This is a genomic window from Kushneria avicenniae (assembly GCF_900112585.1).
Lineage (GTDB): Bacteria > Pseudomonadota > Gammaproteobacteria > Pseudomonadales > Halomonadaceae > Kushneria > Kushneria avicenniae.
In genome coordinates, this window is record NZ_FOLY01000002.1 from 83,370 (window position 1) to 107,110 (window position 23,741).

Here is a 23,741-nt window from a genome sequence, read left to right on the forward strand (position 1 = left end):
ATTTCCGCCGCAAACGGTCACAGACCATTTCTGCATGAATATCGCGGTCAGTCGATGCTGCCCCGTCGGCTGGCCCCAACCGATTCGATGGAGTGATACATGGCAACTCAGCTTGAATCCCTCAAGGCGGTTTCCAAGGTTGTCGCCGATACCGGTGACCTGGAAGCGATCAAGAAATATCAGCCTCAGGACTCCACGACCAACCCCTCGCTGCTGCTCAAGGCCTTTGAGCTTGAAGGCTACCAGGAGCTGATCGACAAGACGCTCAAGGAAGTGAAGCAGGAAACCGAAGGTCAGAGCCGCGAAGCGCGCCTCGAGCACGCCGTGGATCGTCTGTCAGTGGTTGTGGGCGCCGAGATCACCAAGCTGGTGCCGGGCCTTGTGTCTACCGAAGTCGCCTCCAAGCTCTCCTTTGATCGTGAAGGCAGCATCGAGAAAGCGCGCAAGTTGATCGACCTTTACAAAAAGGCCGGCGTTGATCGCGATCGTATCCTGATCAAGCTCGCCTCGACCTGGGAAGGCATTCGTGCCGCCGAACAGCTCCAGAGTGAGGGCATCAACTGCAACCTGACGCTGCTGTTCAGCGACGCTCAGGCGCGAGCCTGCTTTGAAGCCGGCGTGTTCCTGATTTCCCCCTTCGTGGGTCGTGTGACCGACTGGTACAAGCAGCGTGACGGCGTCGAGCACTACGCGCCCGATGACGATCCGGGCGTGAAATTCGTGCGCAGTGTCTGCGATTACGCCAGCAACTACGGCTATGACACCGTGGTCATGGGCGCCAGCTTCCGTAATACCGATCAGGTGCTGGCGCTGGCCGGCTGCAACCGCCTGACCATCTCTCCGGCCCTGCTGGAAGAGCTGGCCAATACTGAAGGCGAGGTCGAGCGCAAGGTGACCGACACCGGTGCCGGCGACAAAAAGGTCGAAAAGATGACCGAAGCCGAGTTCCGCTGGGAGCACAACCAGGATCCGATGGCCAACGACAAGCTGGCCGAAGGCATTCGCAAGTTTGCCGAGGATCAGGAAAAACTCGAAGGTCTGATCGAGAAGCGTCTGTAACGACAGCGTTTCACCATAAAGGGCCGGCTCCTCTGGAGCCGGCCTTTTTTATGTGATCCCCTGGTTTCAAAAGTCCTGAACAAAAGGTCCAGAGAAAGATGACGTCCTCCGAAAACGATATTTCAGGCCTCATGATTGATGAGGCCGTCGTCACCGCGGCCAGAGCGCTGGTGCGTGACAGGCCCCGCGCGCTGCTGGGGCTGGTAGGGGCGCCGGGTGCGGGCAAGTCCAGCGTCAGCGAGGCATTGCTTGATCGGCTTGATGATGGGATGCAGGTGGTGCCGATGGATGGCTACCACCTCTCCAATCGCGAACTGGCCAGGCTGGGACGTGCTGATCGCAAGGGGGCGCCGGATACCTTTGACGGTGCCGGTTACGTGTCACTGCTGGCGCGGCTGCGCGCGCCGCAGGCCGGGGAGACGGTCTACGCGCCGGGCTTTTATCGTGAGATCGAAGAACCCATTGCCGCCAGCATTGCCGTGCTGCCCGACACCCCGTTGGTGGTGACCGAGGGCAACTATCTGCTGATGGAAACTTCTCCCTGGGATCAGGTCAGAGCGATGCTTGATGAAGTCTGGTATGTCGAGGTCGGCACCGAGCTGCGCGAGCAGTGGCTGGTCGAGCGTCACATGAGTTTTGGGCGCAGCGAAAGCGAAGCCCGGGCGTGGGTGGCGAGTACCGACCGCCCCAATGCCGAACAGATCGAGGCCACCAGATCACGCGCGGATCGAATCATCGGCTGGGATGGCGCCTGCATCCGGTTTATATAAGTGAATATTACGTGATGTCACGCGATATCACCATTTGCCTGCCGTTCTACGGCCAATGGAGGATCGCATCAGGATGGGTTCAGGTTACAATTTGATCAGGCTCTGGTGTTCGCATCAGGGCATTTTTTTGATCAGCGCGCTGACACGATTCAGCCAGTTTCGGGAGTTTCCATGGAGCATTACGCGGAGAGTGCGCGCAGGGGGCCTCAGGGCAAAACCCTGGTCGCGCTGGTGTCCATCATTGCAGCGCTGGGCGGGCTGCTTTTTGGCTACGATACCGGCATTATCGGGGTCGCCCTGCTGGGACTGGCGCGTGATTTCGTGCTCAACGACACGCTCAAGCAGATCGTGACCGGCGCCATCATCCTGGGCGCGCTGGTGGGCTGTCTTGGGACCGGTCCCATCTCTGACCGCATCGGTCGGCGCTGGTCGATCGCGCTGGTCGGTCTAGTGTTCACCATCGGCTCGATCCTGTCGGCGGCGGCCCCCAGCGTGGGCATACTGATTCTGGCGCGCTTCATTCTGGGTCTGTCTGCCGGCAGCGCCACGCAGATCATTCCGGTCTATATCGCCGAGGTCACACCGCCGGCGCATCGCGGCAAACTGGTGGTGATGTTCCAGTTCATGGTGGTCTTTGGCATCCTGGTGGCCTATCTCACCGGTTACGCCCTGGGGCATCAGTGGCGCTGGATGTTCGCGCTCGGCATCATTCCCTCGGTGGTGCTGATGATCGGCATGCTGCTGCTGCCGGAAAGCCCGCGCTGGCTGCTGGGCAAGAATCGCGAGCAGCAGGCGCTGGGCATTCTCGAGCGCGTGCGAGGCGACCGACAGGGTGCACAGCAGGAGCTTGACGAGATCAAGGAGATTGCCGCGCAGCCGGAAGGCAGCTGGCGGGATCTGTTCAGCTCGTGGGTGCGTCCGGCTCTGATTGCGGGCTTTGGTATCGCCATGTTTTCCCAGATTACCGGCAATAACGCCCTGATCTATTACGCCCCCACCATCCTGAGTGATGCCGGCTTTGGTGACAGCGCCTCGGTGCTGGCCGCCGTGGGCGGGGCCGTGCTGATCAACCTGGCCACCGTACTGGGCATCTTTCTGGTCGATCGGATCGGTCGCAAGCGCTTTCTGCTCTGGATGGTGCCAGGCTCGGCCGTGGCACTGATCATCATGGGCGCGCTCTTTATCGGCGGCTCGCCCGATAATGCAGCGGCGCAGTGGACGCTGGTGGCATGTCTGGCCATCTACATGGCGCTCAACTCGAGCTTTGGCGTCTGCCTGTGGCTGATCAACGCCGAGGTCTATCCGCTGTTCGTGCGCGGCAAGGGTGCCAGCGTTGGCGCCTTCAGCCATTGGGTCTTCAACCTGTTGATGACGCTGACCACGCTGTCGCTGATCGGTGCACTGGGCACCTCCGGTACCTTCTGGCTCTACGCACTGATCACCATCGTCGCGCTGGTATTTATCGTGCGCTATGTGCCCGAAACGAAAGGGCGCTCGCTCGAGCAGATCGAGGCGGATCTTCGCAACGGCACCTTCTTCCCGGCCAAACGCAAAAAGGCGGTGGCGGCACAGGAACAGGCTGCGGAATAGACAGCGCAGACATGAGTGACTGTCAGCCATGAAAAAGGGCGCCCGAGGGCGCCCTTTTGGATGGGTAGCATCGGCCTAGTAGGAGGCGCGACGATACTGGCGGTAGCGCGGGCGCCAGAAGTTGGCATCGATGGCCTGGTGGATGGTCTCGTCATCGGTTTCAAGCGCCACGCCATCTTCCTGAGCGCGTTTGGCCACGGCGATGGCGATCCTGCGGCTGACTTCCTGAATGTCGGACAGCGGTGGCAGAACGGCGCCCTTGCCTTCAAGCGCGACCGGCGAGCAGTCGGCCAGCGCTCTCGAGGCGGCCATCAGCATGCCATCGGTGATGCGTGTGGCTTTCGCAGTAATGGCCCCCAGTCCTACGCCCGGGAAGATGTAGGAGTTGTTGCACTGGGCAATCGGGATTTTGCGATCACCGATGGTGACCGGCTTGAAGGGGCTGCCGGTGGAGACCAGCGCTTCGCCGTTGGTCCACTCCAGAATGTCGCGCGGTGTGGCTTCGATGCGTGAGGTCGGGTTGGACAGCGGCATGACCAGCGGCTCGCTGCAGTGCTGGTGCATGGTCTTGATGACATCTTCGGTGAAGAGCCCGCGCTGGCCCGATACGCCGATCAGGATGGTCGGCTTTGCATTGCGCACCACGTCGATCAGGGCCAGATCCCCGCTGCCGGTGTCCCAGTCGCTGATGTCGGCGCGCTTTTGCACCAGACGGCGCTGGAAGTTGACCAGGTTGCTCATGTCATCGGTCAGAAGGCCGTAGCGGTCGATCATGAAGATACGTTTGCGGGCTTCCTGCTCGCTGAGACCTTCTTCCTGCATGGCCAGCACGATGTGCTCGGCAATGCCGCAGCCGGCCGATCCCGCACCCACAAAGGCAACGCGCTGCTCGGAGAGCTTTTCATTCTTGGCCTTGCAGGCCGAAAACAGGGTGCCCAGTGCCACAGAGGCGGTGCCCTGAATGTCATCATTGAAACAGCAGATCTCATCGCGATAGCGCTCGAGCAGCGGCATGGCGTTGGCCTGGGCGAAATCCTCGAACTGGATGATGGCGTTGGGCCAGCGGCGCTTGATGCCCTGAATGCACTGATCGACGAACTCGTAGTAGGCCTCGCCGGTGACGCGCTCATGGCGCCAGCCCATGTACATCGGGTCGTCGAGCAGGTCCTGGTTATTGGTGCCGACATCCAGCACGATCGGCATGGTGTAGGCCGGGCTGATGCCGCCACAGGCGGTGTAGAGCGAGAGCTTGCCGATCGGAATGCCCATGCCGCCGATGCCCTGATCGCCCAGCCCCAGAATGCGCTCGCTGTCGGTGATCACCACGACCTTGACGTTGTCCTTGGTGGCGCTGTGCAGGATGTCGGTGATGTGTTCGCGGTGATCATAGGAGATGAAGATGCCGCGGTGGGAGCGATAGATCTGAGAGAAGGACTGGCACGCCTCGCCGACGGTGGGAGTATAGATGATCGGCAGCATCTCTTCGAGATGGTCTTCCAGCAGGCGGAAGAAAAGCGTTTCGTTGCTGTCCTGGATCGAGCGCAGATAGATATGACGATCCAGATCGCTGGATTGCTGGGCGTACTGCTGATAGGCGCGCTCGGCCTGCTCTTCGATGGTTTCGATGTTCTGGGGCAGAAGGCCCAGCAGGTTGAACTGGATGCGCTCTTCAAGTGAAAAGGCACTGTCCTTGTTGAGCAGCGGCGTTTCCAGCAGGGTAGGCCCCGAATGCACGATATAAAGCGGGCGAGAAGGGTTCTGATCCATCGTCATGACTCGCTGTAGACAGAAAGTGAAGGGAGACCCCGGACACAGCGTGCAGGGGAATCGACCGGGTCATTCATCGCCGGCGGCGTTCCTGCTGTTGCCATCTTCCGGAACGCAACACAGCGCCACCACGACCCGGCGAGGCGCGCCGGGCCGAATCCATCAGCTGCCCAGTGACATCAAAAGCAGGGGCAGCATCATGTAAAGCTCGGGATGAGACTCGCCGTTGACGCGAAGATCGCGGCTGTTCATCTCGACATCCATACGGTAGCGGTCGCCATCGCGGACCAGCAGTCCCTCCTGTTCCAGCCCTGCAAGCGTCTGCTCCGGGCGGGCGCCAGCATTGGAAAATGCCATCAGGTGCGTGAGCAGTGCCTTGTCCGAAGCCATGTCCAACGTCAGGTGACCGCGTTTCAGCGCCGTCGTCATGGGATCCTGTCCCGCCTCCATGGGATCGAAATCAAGCGCCAGCTTGCCTTCAAGCGATCCCTGCGGCGTATTCAGTCCCGCCACCGTGATCTCGGCGGAGGGCGTGCCTTCAAGGGCGTCACCAAGATAACGGAGCAGTCGCTGCTGGATCAGGGCAGTGGCCTGGTCTTCATTTAGTGATTCATCGATGCTGGACAGATCGATCAGCAGCGTGCGGGTGGCCTCGCGGGGCAGATGCTTGAGCGCCAGGGTCTGGGTGGCGTTATTGATGATCACGGGCTCGGCCAGAGCGGGATCTTTCAGCACAACGTTGCTGAACTGCCAGGAGCCTGTCATCGACAGGCCGTCATCGCCGTTGTCACGCAGTTGTCCCTGGCCGTCCATGCCCAGTTTGAGGGCCACGTTTTCGGCGTCGTCCTGAAAATCGAGCTGACCCAGGGTGGTTCTGAAGCGGCCGTCCCAGAAATTGTCCACATCGGGCCAGTCGGGACCGCCGGCGCCGCTGCCATCCAGATTCAGCGCATTGAGGATCAGCGAGCTCTCCTTGCCCTGGAAGTTCAGCGACGGGATCGACACGCGGGTAGTGGTGTGATCGCCATCAAGCCGATAATGGCCTTCCATGCCGCCCCAGGCCAGCCGTGCGCCGGGCGTTTCCGGCACATCGGTGGCATCAAACGCCGGTGAGTGCCAGTCGATGTTGACGTCGTTGCCAAAGCCTACGGTGGTGGTGGCCTCTATCGGTGTCTGATCGCCGAAATAGTGCGCCACGGTGTCCTGATGCTCGCCAAAATCGGGCGTGCTGTCGATATGCGCCCAGCCAAACCCCCACGGGCCGTGGGTAATGTGGTGGTGAATGTCGAATTCAAATGGGCCGTCTTCGGTGTCGATGACAGCGTGGGTGACGGCATCGGCGGTGCGCCAGCCACGGTCGTATCGGGTGACTTCCATGGGAACGCTGCCGGATAGCTGTTCGACGCCCTGGCGAAATTCCTGCTCGATACGTTTGCCGGTGTACCAGGGGGCTGCCACCCCGCCCGCCACGATAATGACCGCTGCAACCCCGATAATGCCCGCTGTCTTGCGCATGAAGTTCCCCGAACGTTCCATTAATGGTTTCAAAGTGATCGGCTACGGGCTGTCAGGAGGGTGACGCCAGCTTTATGCCGTCATCGTCGATGGTGATCAGACCCTGCTTGTAGAGTCCACCGATCGTTTTCTTGAAGTTGCCCTTGCTCACTCCAAAGGTGCGCTGGATCAGGGCCGGGTCACTCTTGTCACTGATGGCAAGCCTCCCGCCGGCCTTTTGCAGTTCTTCCAGAATCTGCGCGGACAGCGTGTCGGCCAGCGCCTCACGCCGGGGCTGCAGGCTCAGGTCGATCTTGCCATCGTCACGAATACGCTGGATGTAGCCCTGGGTTCGGGTGCCCATGCGCAGCGGTCGAATCGCTTCACTCTTGTGCAAAAGCCCCCGGTGGCGATGGTTGATGATGGCATTGAAGCCAAGATCGGTCGGGCCGGTAATGATCAGGTCAACGGCATCGCCCGGCGTGTAATCGGCGCTTTCGCGGTCCAGATAGCGATCCAGTCGCATCGAGGCGGTGATGCGCCGGGTCCGGTCGTCGAGATAGGCCACCACCATGCAGCGATCGCCCTGACGCAGCGGCCGGTTCGTGCGCTCCTCGAAATGCGGCAGCAGTAGATCCTTGGGCAGGCCCCAGTCGAGAAAGATGCCGACCGGAGTGCGCTCGACTACCTCCAGTGCGGCAAACTCGCCGACCTGAATCTTCGGGCGGTCGGTGGTGGCGATCGGGCGGTCCTCGCTGTCGAGGTACAAAAAGACCCGCAGCGAATCGCCCGGCTCGGTTGCGGCATCCCTGGGGATCTGGCGCGTCGGCAGCAGCACATCGCCCAGTTCGCCACCGTCGAGAAACAGCCCGATGGAGGACGGCCTGAGGATCTCAAGCGTATTGAAACGGCCCATTGCCGGCATGATCACGCCCCGTAAACAGAGTAAAGCCATTATGTTAACGCAAACGCATCGGTGGCGGGCAGGGGATGAACGGGGGGAGTGCGCGACTTGTCATGCGCACGAGGGAGTGCAATGCTTTTCGTCGGGAGATGGCATGCCTCCTGAAGCCGCAGGCTTCAAACCATCGCGTTCTGACACGTCGTGATTAATGATGCCTGCATGACGCACCCGGGTGCGAGCGCAGGTATGTCATGGCGATCCTTCGTTTTGTCACCACGTTCGCTCCGGATTCAATCTTCAAGGAGTGTTCCATGTGGTTTTCCGTTCTCGCCATCGGCCTGGGGGCCGCACTGGGGGCCAACCTGCGCTGGGCCCTGTCGCTGGCGCTCAACGCGCTCTTTCCGCCACTGCCGCCTGGCACGCTGGTGGCCAACCTGCTGGGCGCCTGGCTGATCGGCATCGCCTTTGCGCTGTTTAATCTGCTGCCGGAGTTGAGTCCGCACTGGAAACTCTTTGTCGTGACCGGCTTTCTGGGCGCGCTGACGACCTTTTCGACCTTCTCGCTGGAAATCATCGGGCAACTTCAGGCCGGGCGCTATCTCAACGCCATGGCCGGCATCGGGGCCCATCTGGCCGGGTCTCTTGTCATGACCGCTTTTGGCATGGCCTGCGTCACCCTTGTGCGGCAGTGGCTTCGGTAGCGGTCATATCGGTTATATGACAGTGCTGCAATAAAACTGACATATTTGCTTGCTAACCTGGCGTTGTGTTGAGCAGTCGCCCCTTTATTCCGGGCGGCATGATTACCAGCAGGGCGCCAGGCGCCCTGGCGCAAGGGAACGGAGCCATCCAGATGATCAAGCAAGTCGCTGCAGCCCTTATCGCTACCTCGCTGGCGGCCACCGCTTCGGCCGCAACCATTACCGGCGCCGGTGCAACCTTCCCCTATCCGGTCTACTCCCAGTGGGCCGATGGCTATCAGGACGAGACCGGCAACGGCCTCAACTATCAGGCCATCGGCTCCGGCGGCGGTATCCAGCAGATCACCGCCAATACGGTCACCTTCGGTGCCAGTGACGCGCCGATGACCCCGGAAGAACTCAAGAAGAACAACCTGGTCCAGTGGCCGCAGATCATGGGCGGCGTGGTACCGGTCGTGCATGTAGAAGGCGTCGAAGACGGCGCGCTGCGCCTGGACGGTCAGACCCTGGCCGACATCTACCGGGGCGAGATTACCTCCTGGAATGATGACGCCATCTCAAGGCTCAACCCTGACGTGACGCTGCCGGATACGAAAATCACCCCGGTCTATCGCGCCGAAGGCTCGGGCACCAACTTCCTGTTCACGCATTACCTGGCTCAGGTCAGTGAAGAGTTCAAAAACGAGATCGGTGAAGGCAAGTCGGTGGCCTGGCCTGCCGGTGTTGGTGCCAAGGCCAATGCGGGTGTGGCAAGTCAGGTCAGCGGTATCAACGGTGCCATCGGCTACGTCGAGTCGGCCTACGCCGAGCAGAACGATCTGAACGTGGCGCAGATGGAAAATCAGGCTGGTAACTTCGTGACCGCCGGCAGCGACTCCTTCCAGGCCGCGGCTGCCAATGCTGACTGGGAAAATGCCGACGGCATGTACCTGGTGCTGACCAATCAGCCGGGTGACGAGAGCTGGCCGATCGTGGGGGCCTCCTTCATCCTCATGCACACCGAAGTCAAGGATGCTCAGGCCGCTCGTGACGCGCTCGACTTCTTCGACTGGTCGTTTGAAAACGGCGGCGATATGGCCACCGAGCTGGACTATATCCCGATGCCGGACAACGTGGTCAGCATGATCAAGCAGGACGTCTGGTCGCAGATCAAGGACAGCAGCGGCAACGCGGTCTGGCAGCAGTAAGCAGGCCCTGTCGCAGCAGTGTAACGGGCCGGAGCCATGTGCTCCGGCCTCTGTCCACCTGACCTTCCCAAGAATGTCCATGTACAGGTATGACCCATGACGACCGGCAGCAGCGTTACCTCAAAGACCTCAGAGGGCGATCGGATGCAGAAGCTGTCGGCCAGTGCGCAGGAGCGTAGTGCCCTCAAGCGCAACGGTCTTGTCGACCGGCTCTTTGAACTCGCGACCCGGAGCTCGGCGCTGCTGGTGCTGTTGCTGCTGGGCACGATTACCGGTTCGCTGGTACTGGCCGGCTGGCCCGCTCTACAGGAGCTGGGGCTGTCCTTTTTTACCGGCGATCGCTGGGCCGCCAACGTTGAAAACTTTGGAGCGCTGCCAGCCATTTACGGCACGCTGGTGACGTCGCTGATCGCCATCGCCATCGCTATTCCGGTCTCGCTGGGCATCGCCATCTTTCTGACCGAGCTCTGCCCGCCGAAGCTGCGGCGCACCATCGGCACCATGGTGGAGCTGCTGGCGGGCGTACCTTCCATCATTTACGGCATGTGGGGCGTTGAAGTGCTGGCGCCGTTTCTCCAGTCCCACTTTCCATCGGTATTCCCGGCCGGTACCGGACTGACCACCGCCGGCCTGATTCTGGCCATCATGATCATTCCGTTCATCACGGCCGTGACCCGTGATGTCATGCATACCGTGCCGCCGATCATGCGCGAGTCTGCCTATGGACTGGGCTGCACCACCTGGGAGGTCATCCGCCACGTCATCTTCCCGTCCGTGAAGGGCGGCATGCTGGGCGGCGTGATTCTCGGGCTGGGCCGGGCGCTGGGCGAGACCATGGCGGTCACCTTCGTGATCGGCAACAACCTTTTCCTGAGTGCGACGCTGACCGGGCAGGGCACCTCGATTGCCGCCCTGATTGCCAATCAGTTCTCCGAGGCCGATGGCCTGCAGCGCTCGGCGCTTTTGCTGCTCGGACTGGTCCTGTTCCTGATTACCTTTGCCGTGCTGGCACTGGCCCGTTTCATGCTCAAGCGCATGGAACAGCGTGCCGCGTGAGGAGCGATTCATGAATCCTGTCTATCGCCGTCGGCGAACCATCAACCGCATCATCATGGCTGCCTCGCTGCTGGCCTCGGCCTTTGGCGTGATCTGGCTGTTTCTGATTCTTGTCACGCTGGTATCCAAAGGGGTGCCGGCCCTGTCGCTGGACGTCTTTACCGAGCGTACCCGCATGTCCGGCGGTGGGCTGGGCAACGCCATACTGGGTTCGCTGATCATGACGGCGCTGGCGACCATTGGCGGCACCATGATCGGCATTCTGGCCGGCACCTGGCTTGCCGAATACGGCGGTCGTTCGAAGCTTGCCAATACCATCCGCTTTATCAACGACGTGCTGCTGTCGGCGCCCTCCATCATTATCGGTCTGTATATCTATGCCGTGGTGGTCCTGCCGATGGGACACTTCTCGGGCTGGGCGGGCGTTGCGGCGCTGATGGTCATCATCATTCCGGTCGTGATTCGCTCGACCGAGGATATGCTGCTGCTGGTGCCCAACTCGCTGCGTGAGGCGGCAGCGGCACTGGGCGCTCATCGCTGGTTGATCGTGCTCAAGGTCTGCTACAGCGGGGCGAAGGCGGGCATCACGACCGGCGTATTGCTGGGGTGTGCACGCATCAGTGGCGAGACGGCGCCGCTGCTCTTTACGGCGCTCAATACCAATCAGTGGAACTTTTTCAACATGGGCAGCGAAATGCCCAACCTGCCGATGGTGCTTTACCAGAACATGACCATCAACTCGTTTATTCCCGCTCAGGTCTCGCTGGCGTGGGCCGGGGCACTGATACTGACGGCGGCGGTGCTGATTCTCAATATCCTGGCGCGCGTAAGCTCGGCGCGTTCGCAGAAGTAGGCATCAAGGGGTTTTCATTTCATGAACATGCGATCAGAGAATTTCACCATGGCGCCCAGGCAGACACCCAAGAACGCTTCCGGAAATACCCATGCGGCGGCCCCTGCCAAGCTGTCGGTTCAGGAGCTGGATTTCTACTATGGCGATTTCCAGGCGATCAAGAAGGTCTCGATGGACATTCCGGCCAACCAGGTGACGGCCTATATCGGACCCTCCGGCTGCGGTAAATCCACGCTTTTGCGCTGCTTTAACCGCATGCATGATCTCTATCCGGGACTGAAGACCGAGGGCAGCATTCTGCTGGATGGTCAGGACACTCACGCCTCTGGCGTGGACATCAACCTGCTGCGCGCTCGTATCGGCATGGTGTTTCAAAAACCGACCCCGTTCCCGATGTCGGTCTATGACAACATTGCCTTCGGCGTGAAGCTATACGAGCGCCTGTCGCGGCGTGACATGGATGAGCGGGTGGAGTGGGCACTGAAAAAGGCGGCGCTGTGGAACGAGGTCAAGGACAAGCTCAAGACCAACGGTCAGGCGCTTTCCGGCGGCCAGCAGCAGCGTCTTTGCATCGCACGTACCATCGCGGTCAAGCCCGAGGTCATCCTGCTTGATGAGCCAACCTCGGCGCTGGATCCGATCTCGACCGGCTATATCGAGGATCTGATTCACGAGCTCAAGACCGACTACACGATCGTGATCGTGACGCACAACATGCAGCAGGCGGCGCGTGTGTCCGATATCACGGCGTTCATGTACCTGGGCGAGCTGATCGAATGCGGTCAGACCGATCAGATCTTTACCGACCCGGAGAAGAAGCAGACCGAGGATTATATAACGGGTCGTTATGGATAGAAGGCTTTAATGTGGCTAGTATGTAATGGTCCTGCGGTGCAGAGGACCAGGGAGGGGACACCGACGTGTCCCCTTTTTTGCGTGCCTTGAAGACGTGCTGCAGGGCCCTGGTGAGTGATGCAGGTCTGATATGCCCATATGAGGCGGCAGGCAAAAGAAGGAATCTGCGTTGACTCTGATATTCCTGAACTAGTCTGTAATGACATTCCAACAACGACAGGGGACGACGCATTTATGGTTATTGCTCCCAGACAGCGTGTCTTTGTCGCATCCACGATCATTATCGTGATGCTTGTGGCCATCGGGGCCATCTTTCCTGACCGGTTCAGTCAGGGCGCCAGCGCCGCGTTGAGCGGTGTCACCCATCTCTTTGGGTGGTTCTATCTGTTTTCGGTCTTCGGATTCGTCATCTTTTTGTTGGTACTGGCCTTCAGCAAATACGGCAAGATTCGTCTCGGTCCCCAGGAAAGCAAGCCATCCTACGACTTTTTTTCCTGGGTCAGCATGCTCCTGGCGGCCGGCTTCGGGGTAGGGCTGGTGTTTTACGGCATGGCCGAGCCGATGATGCATTTCATGAACCCACCCTTCGATGACATGGAAGGCAGCACGCCGGACGCCGCGCGTTACGCGATCCAGTACGCATTTTTCAACTGGGGCGTGCACCAGTGGGCCGCGTTTTCGGTGGTGGGACTGATCATTGCCTATACCCAGTTTCGCAAGGGCCAGACCGGGCTGGTGTCGACGGTCATGTCGCCGCTGACGGCAAAGCTTGGCAAGGGACGTGTGTTTGCCGGCGGTCTGCTCAATACCTTTGCGGTCGTGGCCACCGTCATGGGTGTGGCGACTTCCATCGGCCTTGCGGTGCTGCAGATCAATGGCGGCCTGCATGCCGTGTTCGGCGTGGCCGAGGGCTTCATGTGGCAGGCCATCATCCTGTTTGCGATGTTCGTGTGCTATATGATGTCCACGGTCTCCGGGCTCGACAAGGGCATCAAGCGGCTGTCGAATCTGAACATGATTCTGTGTCTGGGACTGATGTTCTACATCCTGGTGACCGGGCCGACCGTGGCCATTCTGGAAACCATTACGGTCGGCATGGGGGATTACCTGCAGAACTTTCTGGGCATGAGCCTGCGGATCAACCCGTTCACCGACAATGACTGGATCAGCAGTTGGACCGTGTTCTACTGGGCCTGGGTCATTGCCTGGTCACCCTTTGTCGGAACCTTCGTGGCGCGTGTCTCGCGCGGTCGCACCATCAAGGAGTATGTCTTCGGGGTACTGATCGTGCCGCCGCTGCTGGCCTGTCTCTGGATCGGTGTTTTTGGCGGGGCGGCCCTGCACATGGATCTCTATCAGGATGCGGGCCTGGCTCAGGCCACCAGCGACAACATCACCTCGGCCCTGTTCGTGATGTTTGATCAGATGCCGTTCTCGTTCCCGCTGTCGATCGTGGCCATGCTCCTGATCTTTATCTTTCTGGTCACCTCGGCAGATTCGGCGGCCTATATCGTGGGGCAGATGACCGACAAGGGCTCGCTCAATCCGCCGCTCTACAAGCGGGTGACCTGGGGGGTGCTGATCGCGGCCATCTGTCTGATTCTGATCACGGCCGGCGGTGAGAGCGGTCTGAGCGGGCTGCAGTCAGCTGCGGTGGTCTCGGCGCTGCCGTTTACGCTGATTATCTACGGCATGGTATATGTGCTGCTCAAGGAGCTGCGTGCCGACCGCAAACAGATGTTGCTCAACCTCTACCGTCAGCATAATGAAACGCCGGTCGGGGCGGATGCCTTCGAGGCCGATGAGATGTCCGATGCCAATGCCGACCGCCTGCGTCGAGTACCGGGGGTCAAGAACCGTCGTATCAATCGGGACCGGGGCACCGGGCAGATCGAACCGGAATAAACAACATCGGGATCAACGGTGTCGGCATAAAAAGGTGTCGTGCAGTAATAGTATCAGGCCGGCCTTCAGGGTCGGTCTGATTATCTACAGCTATTCCAGCGATCCGCAATGATGATTAGTCTGTTAACGGACCATGCGCTAATGTTGATAACGATTCGAGCCGCCAGACTTGGATCGGTTTCGCTTTGCATCCCTGATGCATTGGAACCCCCCTTTATTTCCCGCATGCTCGTCATGCGGGATTTTTTTTGTGTGCCGGCTCGGCAGGAGGGGATGTGCGCGACGTCCTTTTGATCCTGCTGTTGATCCCGGGGTTGATCGCTGTCGGGCTCTGGCAGCAGTGGCCGGGCAGCGCGCGCGTGCCATCACAATTCAATCCCTTTGCCCCGTTCAATGTCGATGATCCGCTCAATGCGGTGACGCGTTTCAAGCTCAAGACACTGGATCAGGACCCACAGCGCTGTCTATCTGCGCTGGCCCGAGCGCGCACACAGGGGGCCATCGACTATGTGGAAGTGGGCAGCCCCGAGATCGGCGCGTGTCAGCTCCACGACGCCGTGCGGGTGCGCTCGACCTCGGTGCGCTTCAGCGCCAGCTTTCTGGCCAGCTGTCCGCTGGCGCTGTCCTGGGTGGTGTTTGAGCGACAGCGTCTGCAGCCCGCGGCGCGCGAAATATCGGGTCAGGACGTCGCTCGGGTGGATCACGTCGGCAGCTTTGCCTGTCGCAACGTCTACAACCGGGCCAGCGGCCGACGCAGCGAGCATGCCACGGCCGAGGCGTTTGATGTGACCGGCTTTCGCCTGCAGGACGGCACCCGGATGACGGTGTCCGGGCACTGGCGTGATGAGGGGGCCAAAGGCGAGCTGTTGCGACGCGCCTTCAACGGCAGCTGTGATGTGTTCGGCAATTCGCTGGGGCCTGAATACAACGCCGCACACCGCGATCACTTCCATCTGGGCATGCGCGGCTACGGGCTCTGTCGTTAGCTCGCCAGGTCGCGCGACGACAGCGGGGCATACGCATCGTCACAAAAAGGGTGGTGCCACCGTTTTAAAGGCTGGCTATGGTATGAGGGCATTGGCTGCAAAAGCTGACTCCCCAACAACAGCCCCGAGGAGTTCTGCCGCATGAGCACCGTCCGTTGGCGCGCCCACCCCAGGTTTGACTCTCCGTTGTGCACCAGGCGTCCCTCCATCGACAGAGGGCGTACATAATCCATGTTTACCCATATTCAGCTTGGCGCGCGCGATCTTCCTCGTCTGGCGGCCTTTTACGATCATGTGCTGGCGCCGCTCGGACTGAATCGCCTCGACAGCGATCATGACGGCGGCCCACCCGATGCCATCTGGCACTATCCGGGTCAACATTGGCCGCTGTTCGTCATTCAGTATCCCTTCAATGGCCTGCCGGCCACCTGGGGCAATGGCACTCAGATCAGCTTCATGGCGCCCAGCCGGGACAGCGTTGACGACGCCTTTCGTCGCGTCGTGGCCGGTGGCGGCGTCAGCGAAGGGCCGCCGGGCGTGCGCGACTGCTACGGGCCGGATTTTTATGCCGCCTACTGTCGTGATATCGAAGGCAACAAGCTCTGTTTCGTGCATGACAGCACGATGGGACCGACAGCGACATGAGCGATGTCAGTGAGCACGCCATTGCCGACACCCTGATGGCGCTGGCCCATCGTCGCGGTCGTGACAAGAGTTTCTGCCCGTCGGAAGCTGCGCGGACCCTGTTTGACGAGTCGCACTGGCGCGAGCACATGGCGGATGTTCGACAGGTGGCGGCCGATCTTGCACGTCAGGGCCGACTCGACATGCTCTCCCGGGGGAGTCTGCTGTCGCCGGATGTGGCGCATTCGGGACCGATACGTCTACGGTTGTGTTAAATCCTGCAAGCATCGCGTGTTCGTTGGTGAACATCGGATCGACAGGGCAGACACTCAGGGAGTAACCGCGTGAGCGATTTTGTTCTTTACGGCTTTGACGGCAGCACCTACGTGCGCACGGTGCGCATGCTCTTCATGGAAAAAGGCGTGACCTACGATCAGGTCTCGGTTGATGTGCTCAAGGGCGAGACCCATACCCCCGAGCACCTTCGCCGCCATCCCTTTGGCAAGGTGCCGGCACTGGAGACCGGCGGGCGCATTCTGTACGAAACCGACGCCATCGCCGAATTTCTGGAAGGGCACTTTCCCGCACCGGCACTGGTGCCACGTCAGCTGGATGACCGGGTCGACATGCGCCAGTGGGCAGCGGTGATCAACAACTACTATTACCAGGCCATGATCATGGAGCTGGCCTGGCAGCGCGTGATCAACCCGCTGTTGCAGCGTCCGGTCGATGAGACCGTGATTGCCGCCGCGCTGCCGAAGGTGCGTCATCAGTTTTCGCTGCTGGAGCAGTCGCTGGCCTCGCGCACCTGGCTGGTCGCCGGCCCCGTCTCCTATGTCGATTTCCTGCTGGCGCCGATCATGGCCTATGTGATGATGACGCCGGAAGGGCGCGCGATCATGATGGATTTTCCCAATGTGCAGCGCTGGTGGGACAGCATCCAGCAGCGTGAAAGCTTCGAGCGCACCATCCCCGAGCGCTTTCGACACCAGGGCTGAGTGTGCTGCCGATACGCCGGGCGTCGCTTGTGACTTCCCCCCCTTCAGGCAAGCGGGTATCCTGCACGGTTTTCCGACCTGACGCAGCGCCATGACCACCGCGGGCGCTGACCTGTTGCTTGTCGAATGTCCTTGCTAAATGTTCATTGCTGAAAGGGGAGTGCCGATGCAGCCGCGCGTGGGTGTGATCATGGGATCGAAGTCCGACTGGCCGGTCATGGAGCATGCCGTCAACATGCTGAGCCGTCTGGGCGTGGCATATGAGACGCGGGTGGTGTCGGCACACCGCACGCCGGATCTGATGTTCGAATATGCCCGCACCGCCGCCGAGCGGGGCATTGAGGTGATCATTGCCGGCGCCGGCGGCGCCGCGCACCTGCCCGGCATGGTGGCCTCACAGACGCCGCTGCCCGTGCTGGGCGTACCGGTCGAGTCAAAGGCGCTCAAGGGCATGGACTCGTTGCTCTCGATTGCCCAGATGCCGGGCGGCATTGCCGTAGGCACGCTGGCGATCGGCAAGGCCGGTGCGACCAACGCGGGATTGCTGGCGGCCCAGATCATCGGCACGCACGACGCCGAGGTGCGTCGCGCTGTTGAGGACTTCCGCGCCGAGCAGACTCAAAGTGTGCTGGATAATCCTGACCCCAGCGCAGAATAGAGTTTCCAGAAACAGTACTGGCGCAGATTCCTTTCCTTTACCCCCTGTTGATGAGTGAGAGATGGCCATGCAGATCGGCATTCTGGGAGCGGGACAGCTCGGACGCATGATGGCGCTGGCGGGCCTGCCGCTGGGTCAGCAATTTACACTTCTCGATCCTGCTGGCACGCCCAGTGCCGGCATTGGTGAGATTCTCACCGGCAGCGATGACGCCACCCTGGAAGCGTTCATCGAGCGTACGGATGTGGTCACCTATGAATTCGAGCATCTGCCGGTCAAACTTCTGGAGCGTATCGAGCAGGTGCGCCCGGTCTATCCGTCAAGCCGCGCCATCGCGGTGTGCCAGCATCGCGCCAAGGAAAAAGCGTTATTCTCGCAGTTGAATATCCCGACGCCCGAGTATCGGCTGGTCGAGAGCGCCGAGGCGCTTGAGGCGGCCGCGCGTGAGCTGGGCTGCCCGGTGGTGGCCAAGTCCACGACAGAGGGCTATGACGGCAAGGGGCAGGCCGTTTTGCGTGCGCCCGAGCAGGCCGTTGAGGCGTGGCAGAGCATTGGCCATGATCAACTGGTGGTCGAGGCATTCGTGGACTTTGTGCGGGAAGTGTCGCTGATTGCCGTGCGCGGACGCGATGGCGAGGTGCGCTCCTATCCGATGACGGAAAACCAGCACGAAGAGGGCATTCTGCGTTACTCGGTGGCGCCGCTGCCGGATGTCGATGCCGAGCTGCAGGCCACGGCGGATGGCTATATCCAGGCGCTGCTTGAAGAGCTGGACTATGTGGGCGTGCTGTCGCTGGAGCTTTTTCAGGCCCGCGACGGCAGGCTGCTGGCCAACGAGATGGCGCCCCGGGTGCATAACTCCGGGCACTGGACCATGAACGGCGCGGCCACCAGCCAGTTTGAAAACCATCTGCGCGCCATCGCCGGGTTGCCGCTGGGCGATACGAGCGCGCGCGGGCTGACCTGCATGGTCAATGTCATCGGTGAAGAGGGTGACAGCGCCGCGCTGCTGGCACTCGACGGCGTGCATCTGCATCGCTATGGCAAGTCGCCGCGAGCCGGGCGCAAGCTGGCCCACATCAACGTGGTGGCCGATGACTATTCAACGCTTTTGCAGCGCGTACGCGCCGTGACTGCGCTGCTGCCGGGGGCGTTTGACAATACCATGCACTGGGACAACGTCTGACGTTTTGTCTCTCGAAACGCCCTTTCCGGGCGTGCTGCCGGAGCCTTCACCTCCTGCAGCGCGCCCGTGACCCGTCAACTCCCCGCTTTGCTCTCCTTCCTTTTCTCTCCCTCATGCGTCATCGCCTGTGATATTCGCCCACATATCAGGCAGTCACTTGATCAGAGCATGGTGATCTTTCGCTTGTCGGCGTTTCAGGGCCATGGGCATACTGAAAGGTTCCTGACGGCGTCACCACTGCATGGCGCCTCAATCTGCCCAGCCTCATCTCAAGGAGAGGGTGATGCCCTATACCGTGCCTGATATCGAACCCCTGGAAAGCATTCTGCCCGAAGAGCCGCTGCTCATGATGGGCGCGGGCCCTGTGCCCATTCCGGCCCGGGTCGCGGCGGCCAACGGTATCGTCATCAACCATCTGGGCGACACCATGGCGCGTATCATCGAGCAGATGAAAGCGATGTCGCGCTATGTTTTTCAGACCGAATCGCGCCATATTCTGGGCGTGGCAGGGCCCGGTTCGGCGGCGATGGAAATGGCGGTCATCAATCTGGTCGACCCCGGCACCCGCGTACTGACAGTCAATAACGGCTTTTTCAGCAGCCGGCTGGGCGAGATGGCCCGTCGGGCCGGTGGCGACGTCATGGAGATGGATGCGGGCGTGGCCAGCGCTGCCGATGAAACCGCCGTTGCCGAAGCGATTCGCGCACACCGTCCGCGCGTGCTGACCATCGTGCAGGGGGAGACCTCCAGCACCGTGTTCAATCATGCGCTGCCGGCGATCTGCCGGGCCGCCGCCGAGGCTGATTGTCTGGTGGTCTGTGACGCGGTCTGTACATTGAGCACCATGCCGCTGGAGATGGATGCCTGGGGCGTGGATGTCGTGATTACCGGCGGTCAGAAGGGTCTCAGCTCGATTCCCGGGGTGTCACTGATCGCCTTTTCCGATCGGGCCTGGCAGGTGATCGAGGGGCGCGAACGTTCCCTGACGCACTGGTGTCTGGATGCCAGGCTCGCACATCAGTTCTGGTACAACAAGTCGTATCACTATACCGCCCCGGTGTCCGGCATTCTGGCACTGCATGAGGCACTGAGGCTGGTGTGTCAGGAAACTCTGCCCCGGCGCTTTGATCGACATCTGCGCTGTTCCAGAGCGCTACAGGCCGGTATCGAAGGGCTGGGATTGAAGCTCTACATTGACGGGCCGTCGCGACTGAATTCGGTAGTGGGGATTCATTTGCCCGAGGGGCTGGCACAGACGGACCTGATGCAGCACATCTCCCGCCATCACGGGGTGGAAATTTCCGGGGCCTTCGGGGCCAATATCGTGCGTATTGGTCAGATGGGCGAGCAGTGCCGGACACATCACCTTTTCCGCACGCTTCACGCTCTGGGCACCAGCGTGCGCTCGCTGGGCCATCAGGTTGACGTGTCGGCCGGTGTGGCGGCGCTGGAGCTGGCGCTTGCCGACTACAAACCGGTATTTGCCTGAGCGCTCGAAATAATGAAAAAGGTAATGAAAGGGGCCCCGCAGTGCGGGGCCCCTTTCGTTGCCGGCATATCTCTTCGCTTCAGGAAGCGGTCGCCATTGTCGGCGGATTGTCGTTGTGGGGACCGCGGCGCTGCATGACGACCAGCCCGGCCGCGATGGCGATACCGGCCAGGTCGGTATAGATACCGCCGTAGATCATGCACAGCGCACCGAAGAACATCACCACCCGCTGCCACACCTTTACCGGGCCGAAGAACCACGCCTGCACGGTGGCCGACAGCAGCACGATGCCCATGATGGCGGTGATGCCGACGCGGGCGATCTGCAGCCAACTCCCCTCCATCAGCATGGCCGGGCTGTAGAAGAACATGAAAGGCACGATGAAGGCCGCCAGACCGATCTTGAACGAGGCCACCGAGGTGCCCATGGCGTTGTCGCCGGAGATGCCCGCCGCGGCGTAGGAGGCCAGCGCCACCGGCGGCGTGATTGCCGAGACCACCGCGAAGTAGAACACGAAAAAGTGGGCCACCAGCGGCTGAATACCGATACCGATCAGACCCGGTGCCACCACCGAGGCGGCCACTGCATAGGCGGCGGTGGTAGGCATGCCCATGCCCAGCAGAATGCTGATCAGCATGGCGAAGAACAGTGCCAGCAGCTGGCTGACGCCGGCCAGTCCCAGCAGTAGTGAGGAGAAGCGCGCGCCCACCCCGGTGAGGCCGATAACGCCGACGATCAGACCGGCGCAGGCACACACCGCGATGATCTGGATCGACATCGTACCGCCCAGCTGCAGGGCGCGCAGGATCGCCGCCGGCCCCATCCTGTTGGGCGAAATCCAGCTGACGATGGCCGCCGAAGCGGTCGCCAGGGTGCCGGCGCGGATCACCGAATAGCCCATGAACAGCGCTGCCACCAGGATGATGATGGGCGCGAACAGATAGGCGTGGCGTGCCAGTTTGGAGAACTTCGGGATCTCGTCGCGGGTCATGCCGCGCATGCCCTTGCGCGCGGCCTCGAAGTCGACCATGAAGTAGACCGAGGCGAAGTAGAGAATGGCCGGAATCACCGCCGCGATGGCGATTTCGGTGTAGGGGATACCGGTGATCTCGGCCATGATGAAAGCGCCCGCGCCCATGATCGGCGGCATGATCTGCCCGCCGGTAGAGGCGGCGGCCTCGATGGCGCCGGCGCTGCGGCCGGGATAGCCGACCTTTTTCATCAGCGGAATGGTCAGCGAACCGGTGGAGACCACGTTACCGGCGCTGGTGCCGTTGATCATGCCCATCAGGCCGGAGGCGAAGATCGATACCTTGGCTGGGCCGCCACGCGCGCGACCGGCGGCAGCGAAAGCGAAATTGACGAAGTAGTCGCCTACCTTCGAGGCCTGCAGGAAGGCGGCGAAGATAATGAACAAAATGATGTAGGTCGAGGAGACCGCAGTGGTGGGCCCCAGTACGCCGGCGTCGGTGTAGACCTGACTGAAGAAGCGGTTGAGCGACAGCCCCGGATAGCCCAGAAAGCCCGGCAGGGCAGGGCCGGCGAAGACATAGGCGATAAAGATGGCGGCGATGGCCACCAGCGCCATGCCGGCCACGCGTCGGGTCAGCTCCAGAATCAGCAGTGAGCCGGCGATCGCCGCCCAGCTGATGCCGATGGGGGCGAAGGCAGTGCCGGTCGAGGCGCGCAGCGGCGAGTTGAACATCAGCAGCAGATAGCTGGAGGCGGCGGCGGCGCACACCATCAGCACCAGCTCGGTGATCGGCAGGCTGCCACGCGGACGGCGAATCAGCCAGGAGAGCACGATAGCGCCCGCCGTGGCGGCGATCAGCGGCGCACCGAAGTGCCAGGTCTCGACCGCCGGGTCGATGCGCATGGCGCCGCCGGCCATGCTCTGGCGCATCAGCACGACCTGCACCAGCGCGTAGAGTGCGGACAGCAGCAGCAGGCCGGCGAGGCCATCGAGCCAGCGCGGCGAGGCCTTCTGGCCGTCTTCGGCAAAGCGCGCCCCGGTATAGAGGCCAAAGCCGAGAATCAGCGCGCCGCAGACGTGCAGGATACGAAACGTCCAGGTCTCGATCGGATAGACGTTGAGCGAGATCAGATGAAAGCTGGTATAGGCCACGGCCATGGCGGCGAACAGCCACCACAGCCAGCCGGAGAAGACACGGCGCCCCGGCTCGACGACGTCGTTGTCGACCCCATCGGCGATGATCATGTCATCTTCCGGCTTCTGATCTTTATGTGGGTTGGACATGGTGTGTTACCTCGAATGAGTCGAAAAACGGCGCCGCCCCGCACCGGAGCGGCGACGCGTGTTACTGACGGATCAGCGACGGATCGATCTCATGGCCGTTCTCCTCGTACCAGCGCACGGCACCCGGGTGATAGGGCAGCACGGTGTTGTACTCAAGGTTCTCCGGCACGCTGTTGGCGGCGCTGCGGTGGATATCGCGCATGCGGTCGTTGTTCTCCATGCTCACCTTGACGATCTGGTAGACGAACTCTTCCGGCAGATCGCAGTTGGCAATGGTGAAGTTCCACATCGACACCGCCTGCAGGTCGTGATCGAGGGTGCTGTAGGTGCTGGCCGGAATGGTGAACGGCGCGACAGGGAAGTCGTCGACGATTTTTTCCTGTTGTGCGTCGGAGAACTCGATGAAATTGACACCGGTCTGTACTTCCAGCTGACTGACCGCCGGGATGGGGATGCCGGCCGCAAAGGCGACCACGTCGATCAGACCATCCTGCAGCTGGCTGCCGAGATCGGACCAGCCGCCGTTGCGACGTTCATAATCGACACCCAGTTCGGAGAGGATCGCCGGAAAGTAGGTGTCGGAGGTCGATGCTGCCGGGCCGAAGCCGATGCGCGCGCCGTCAGGAATTTCGTCGATGCTGTCGATACCACTGCTGGAAAGGGCGGCGATCGAGAAAGGCGTTTCATACATGGGGAACAGCGCACAGACGTTGTCCATCTTCATGCCCGGTGCCAGCGGACTCTCGCCGTTGAGCGCCTGAGCGGCGGGGCCCATGGTGGTCAGCCCCAGTGCCACGTCACCGCTATGAACCAGCGCCATGTTCTGGGTCGGGCCGCCGGTGATCTCGCCCCCACCGGAAACGCCCAGTTCATCGGCGATCAGATTGGCCCAGCCGGAACCATAAACGTAGTAGGTACCGCCCTGGCTGGCAGTGGCGACGGTGATGCTGTCTGGCCAGTCGCTGCGATCCACGCTGTCGCTGGCCTGGGCTGCGCCGACGGTGGTCAGCGATATCGCAGTAGTCACGGAGGCCGCGACAGTCAGGGCAAGAGTATTGCGTGACAGAGTTGGCATGATGGAGCTCCCGTTATGATTGGACTTTTTTGAAGGACACCGACCAGGGCGTCGGTGTGCATCACGCCTCAGGAGGGGCAAGTCATGCGCCATGTGCCGTTTTTTTTAACCATGTCAGCAGGTTATAAATCCTGTTTGCAACTTTGGTCGCGTGGAAGGGAGCAGGATAATGGCGGATATCCGCACTTTCGCGCATAAACGATGTGTGGAAATCCGCACAATGGTGTGATCAGGAAAGGGAGAGCGACGACAGCGCCGTGGGATGGGTGTCGTTCGAGGCTAAAGTATAACGGTGAAGGCCGTCTCAAAGCGGAGACAGAGCTGCTT

At 61.2% G+C, this 23,741-nt stretch carries 21 protein-coding genes and 1 riboswitch; of the genes, 16 read left to right on the forward strand and 5 right to left on the reverse strand.

Translation table 11 applies throughout. From position 1 onward, the window contains the following. Positions 1 to 99: 99 nt before the first annotated feature. The 3 genes from tal to BM079_RS03730 all read left to right on the forward strand — a co-directional run bounded on the left by tal (position 100) and on the right by BM079_RS03730 (position 3,419). Positions 100 to 1,059 (forward strand): transaldolase, encoded by a 960-nt coding sequence (gene tal, locus BM079_RS03720; RefSeq protein WP_090130980.1) that lies wholly within the window; start codon positions 100 to 102, stop codon positions 1,057 to 1,059. Positions 1,060 to 1,157: 98 nt separating this feature from the next. Beyond that, positions 1,158 to 1,829 (forward strand): nucleoside/nucleotide kinase family protein, encoded by a 672-nt coding sequence (locus BM079_RS03725; RefSeq protein ID WP_090130982.1) that lies wholly within the window; start codon positions 1,158 to 1,160, stop codon positions 1,827 to 1,829. A gap of 171 nt (positions 1,830 to 2,000) precedes the next feature. Beyond that, entirely contained in the window at positions 2,001 to 3,419 is a 1,419-nt protein-coding gene (locus BM079_RS03730) for a sugar porter family MFS transporter (RefSeq protein ID WP_090130984.1), read from the forward strand. A gap of 75 nt (positions 3,420 to 3,494) precedes the next feature. Here the strand turns inward: BM079_RS03730 and BM079_RS03735 are convergent, their stop codons facing one another. From BM079_RS03735 to BM079_RS03745, 3 genes are all read right to left on the reverse strand, one after another. Next, positions 3,495 to 5,186, reverse strand: coding sequence for an NAD-dependent malic enzyme (locus tag BM079_RS03735; RefSeq protein WP_090130987.1), 1,692 nt, complete (start codon positions 5,184 to 5,186; stop codon positions 3,495 to 3,497). Positions 5,187 to 5,348: 162 nt separating this feature from the next. After that, positions 5,349 to 6,701, reverse strand: a complete 1,353-nt coding sequence (locus BM079_RS03740; protein WP_175489590.1) for a DUF945 family protein — start codon at positions 6,699 to 6,701, stop codon at positions 5,349 to 5,351. 52 nt (positions 6,702 to 6,753) lie between these two features. Next, positions 6,754 to 7,605: a CvfB family protein gene (locus BM079_RS03745; RefSeq protein WP_090130990.1), complete on the reverse strand. Its 852-nt coding sequence runs from the start codon at positions 7,603 to 7,605 to the stop codon at positions 6,754 to 6,756. Between the two features lie 115 nt (positions 7,606 to 7,720). Further along, positions 7,721 to 7,809: riboswitch (Fluoride riboswitch) on the forward strand. 86 nt (positions 7,810 to 7,895) lie between these two features. Between BM079_RS03745 and crcB the strand changes: the two genes are divergently transcribed. The 13 genes from crcB (at position 7,896) to BM079_RS03815 (ending at position 20,082) form a co-directional block, all read left to right on the forward strand. After that, on the forward strand, positions 7,896 to 8,285 hold the full coding sequence (crcB, locus tag BM079_RS03750; protein WP_090130992.1) for a fluoride efflux transporter CrcB: 390 nt from the start codon (positions 7,896 to 7,898) through the stop codon (positions 8,283 to 8,285). A gap of 152 nt (positions 8,286 to 8,437) precedes the next feature. After that, entirely contained in the window at positions 8,438 to 9,472 is a 1,035-nt protein-coding gene (gene pstS, locus BM079_RS03755) for a phosphate ABC transporter substrate-binding protein PstS (protein WP_217639637.1), read from the forward strand. A 96-nt stretch (positions 9,473 to 9,568) separates the two neighbouring features. Beyond that, on the forward strand, positions 9,569 to 10,528 hold the full coding sequence (gene pstC / locus BM079_RS03760; RefSeq protein ID WP_175489591.1) for a phosphate ABC transporter permease subunit PstC: 960 nt from the start codon (positions 9,569 to 9,571) through the stop codon (positions 10,526 to 10,528). A 10-nt stretch (positions 10,529 to 10,538) separates the two neighbouring features. Then, complete coding sequence (gene pstA / locus BM079_RS03765) at positions 10,539 to 11,381, forward strand: phosphate ABC transporter permease PstA (protein ID WP_090130994.1); 843 nt, start codon at positions 10,539 to 10,541, stop codon at positions 11,379 to 11,381. 27 nt (positions 11,382 to 11,408) lie between these two features. Then, positions 11,409 to 12,236: a phosphate ABC transporter ATP-binding protein PstB gene (gene pstB, locus BM079_RS03770; protein ID WP_380059417.1), complete on the forward strand. Its 828-nt coding sequence runs from the start codon at positions 11,409 to 11,411 to the stop codon at positions 12,234 to 12,236. 234 nt (positions 12,237 to 12,470) lie between these two features. Next, the gene (locus BM079_RS03775; protein WP_090130995.1) at positions 12,471 to 14,141 is read left to right on the forward strand and encodes a BCCT family transporter; all 1,671 of its coding nucleotides are present in this window, start codon (positions 12,471 to 12,473) and stop codon (positions 14,139 to 14,141) included. Between the two features lie 275 nt (positions 14,142 to 14,416). After that, the gene (locus BM079_RS03780; RefSeq protein ID WP_090130997.1) at positions 14,417 to 15,127 is read left to right on the forward strand and encodes an extensin-like domain-containing protein; all 711 of its coding nucleotides are present in this window, start codon (positions 14,417 to 14,419) and stop codon (positions 15,125 to 15,127) included. 231 nt (positions 15,128 to 15,358) lie between these two features. Then, the gene (locus BM079_RS03790; RefSeq protein WP_090130999.1) at positions 15,359 to 15,772 is read left to right on the forward strand and encodes a VOC family protein; all 414 of its coding nucleotides are present in this window, start codon (positions 15,359 to 15,361) and stop codon (positions 15,770 to 15,772) included. Beyond that, a complete protein-coding gene (locus tag BM079_RS03795) occupies positions 15,769 to 16,026 on the forward strand; it encodes a DUF3253 domain-containing protein (protein ID WP_090131000.1) in 258 nt (85 codons plus the stop codon). The genes BM079_RS03790 and BM079_RS03795 overlap by 4 nt, the downstream gene beginning before the upstream one ends. A 69-nt stretch (positions 16,027 to 16,095) precedes the next feature. Further along, a complete protein-coding gene (locus BM079_RS03800) occupies positions 16,096 to 16,749 on the forward strand; it encodes a glutathione S-transferase family protein (protein ID WP_090131001.1) in 654 nt (217 codons plus the stop codon). 166 nt (positions 16,750 to 16,915) lie between these two features. Continuing rightward, entirely contained in the window at positions 16,916 to 17,407 is a 492-nt protein-coding gene (gene purE / locus BM079_RS03805; protein ID WP_090131003.1) for a 5-(carboxyamino)imidazole ribonucleotide mutase, read from the forward strand. A 67-nt stretch (positions 17,408 to 17,474) separates the two neighbouring features. Next, entirely contained in the window at positions 17,475 to 18,593 is a 1,119-nt protein-coding gene (locus tag BM079_RS03810; protein WP_090131946.1) for a 5-(carboxyamino)imidazole ribonucleotide synthase, read from the forward strand. Positions 18,594 to 18,876: 283 nt separating this feature from the next. Further along, entirely contained in the window at positions 18,877 to 20,082 is a 1,206-nt protein-coding gene (locus BM079_RS03815; RefSeq protein ID WP_090131005.1) for a pyridoxal-phosphate-dependent aminotransferase family protein, read from the forward strand. Positions 20,083 to 20,161: 79 nt separating this feature from the next. Here BM079_RS03815 and BM079_RS03820 read toward each other — a convergent pair whose 3' ends face one another. Together BM079_RS03820 and BM079_RS03825 are read right to left on the reverse strand one after the other, a co-directional pair. After that, on the reverse strand, positions 20,162 to 22,300 hold the full coding sequence (locus BM079_RS03820) for a TRAP transporter permease (RefSeq protein ID WP_380059413.1): 2,139 nt from the start codon (positions 22,298 to 22,300) through the stop codon (positions 20,162 to 20,164). 100 nt (positions 22,301 to 22,400) lie between these two features. Then, positions 22,401 to 23,414 (reverse strand): TAXI family TRAP transporter solute-binding subunit, encoded by a 1,014-nt coding sequence (locus BM079_RS03825; protein WP_090131008.1) that lies wholly within the window; start codon positions 23,412 to 23,414, stop codon positions 22,401 to 22,403. Between the last annotated feature and the right edge of the window lie 327 nt (positions 23,415 to 23,741).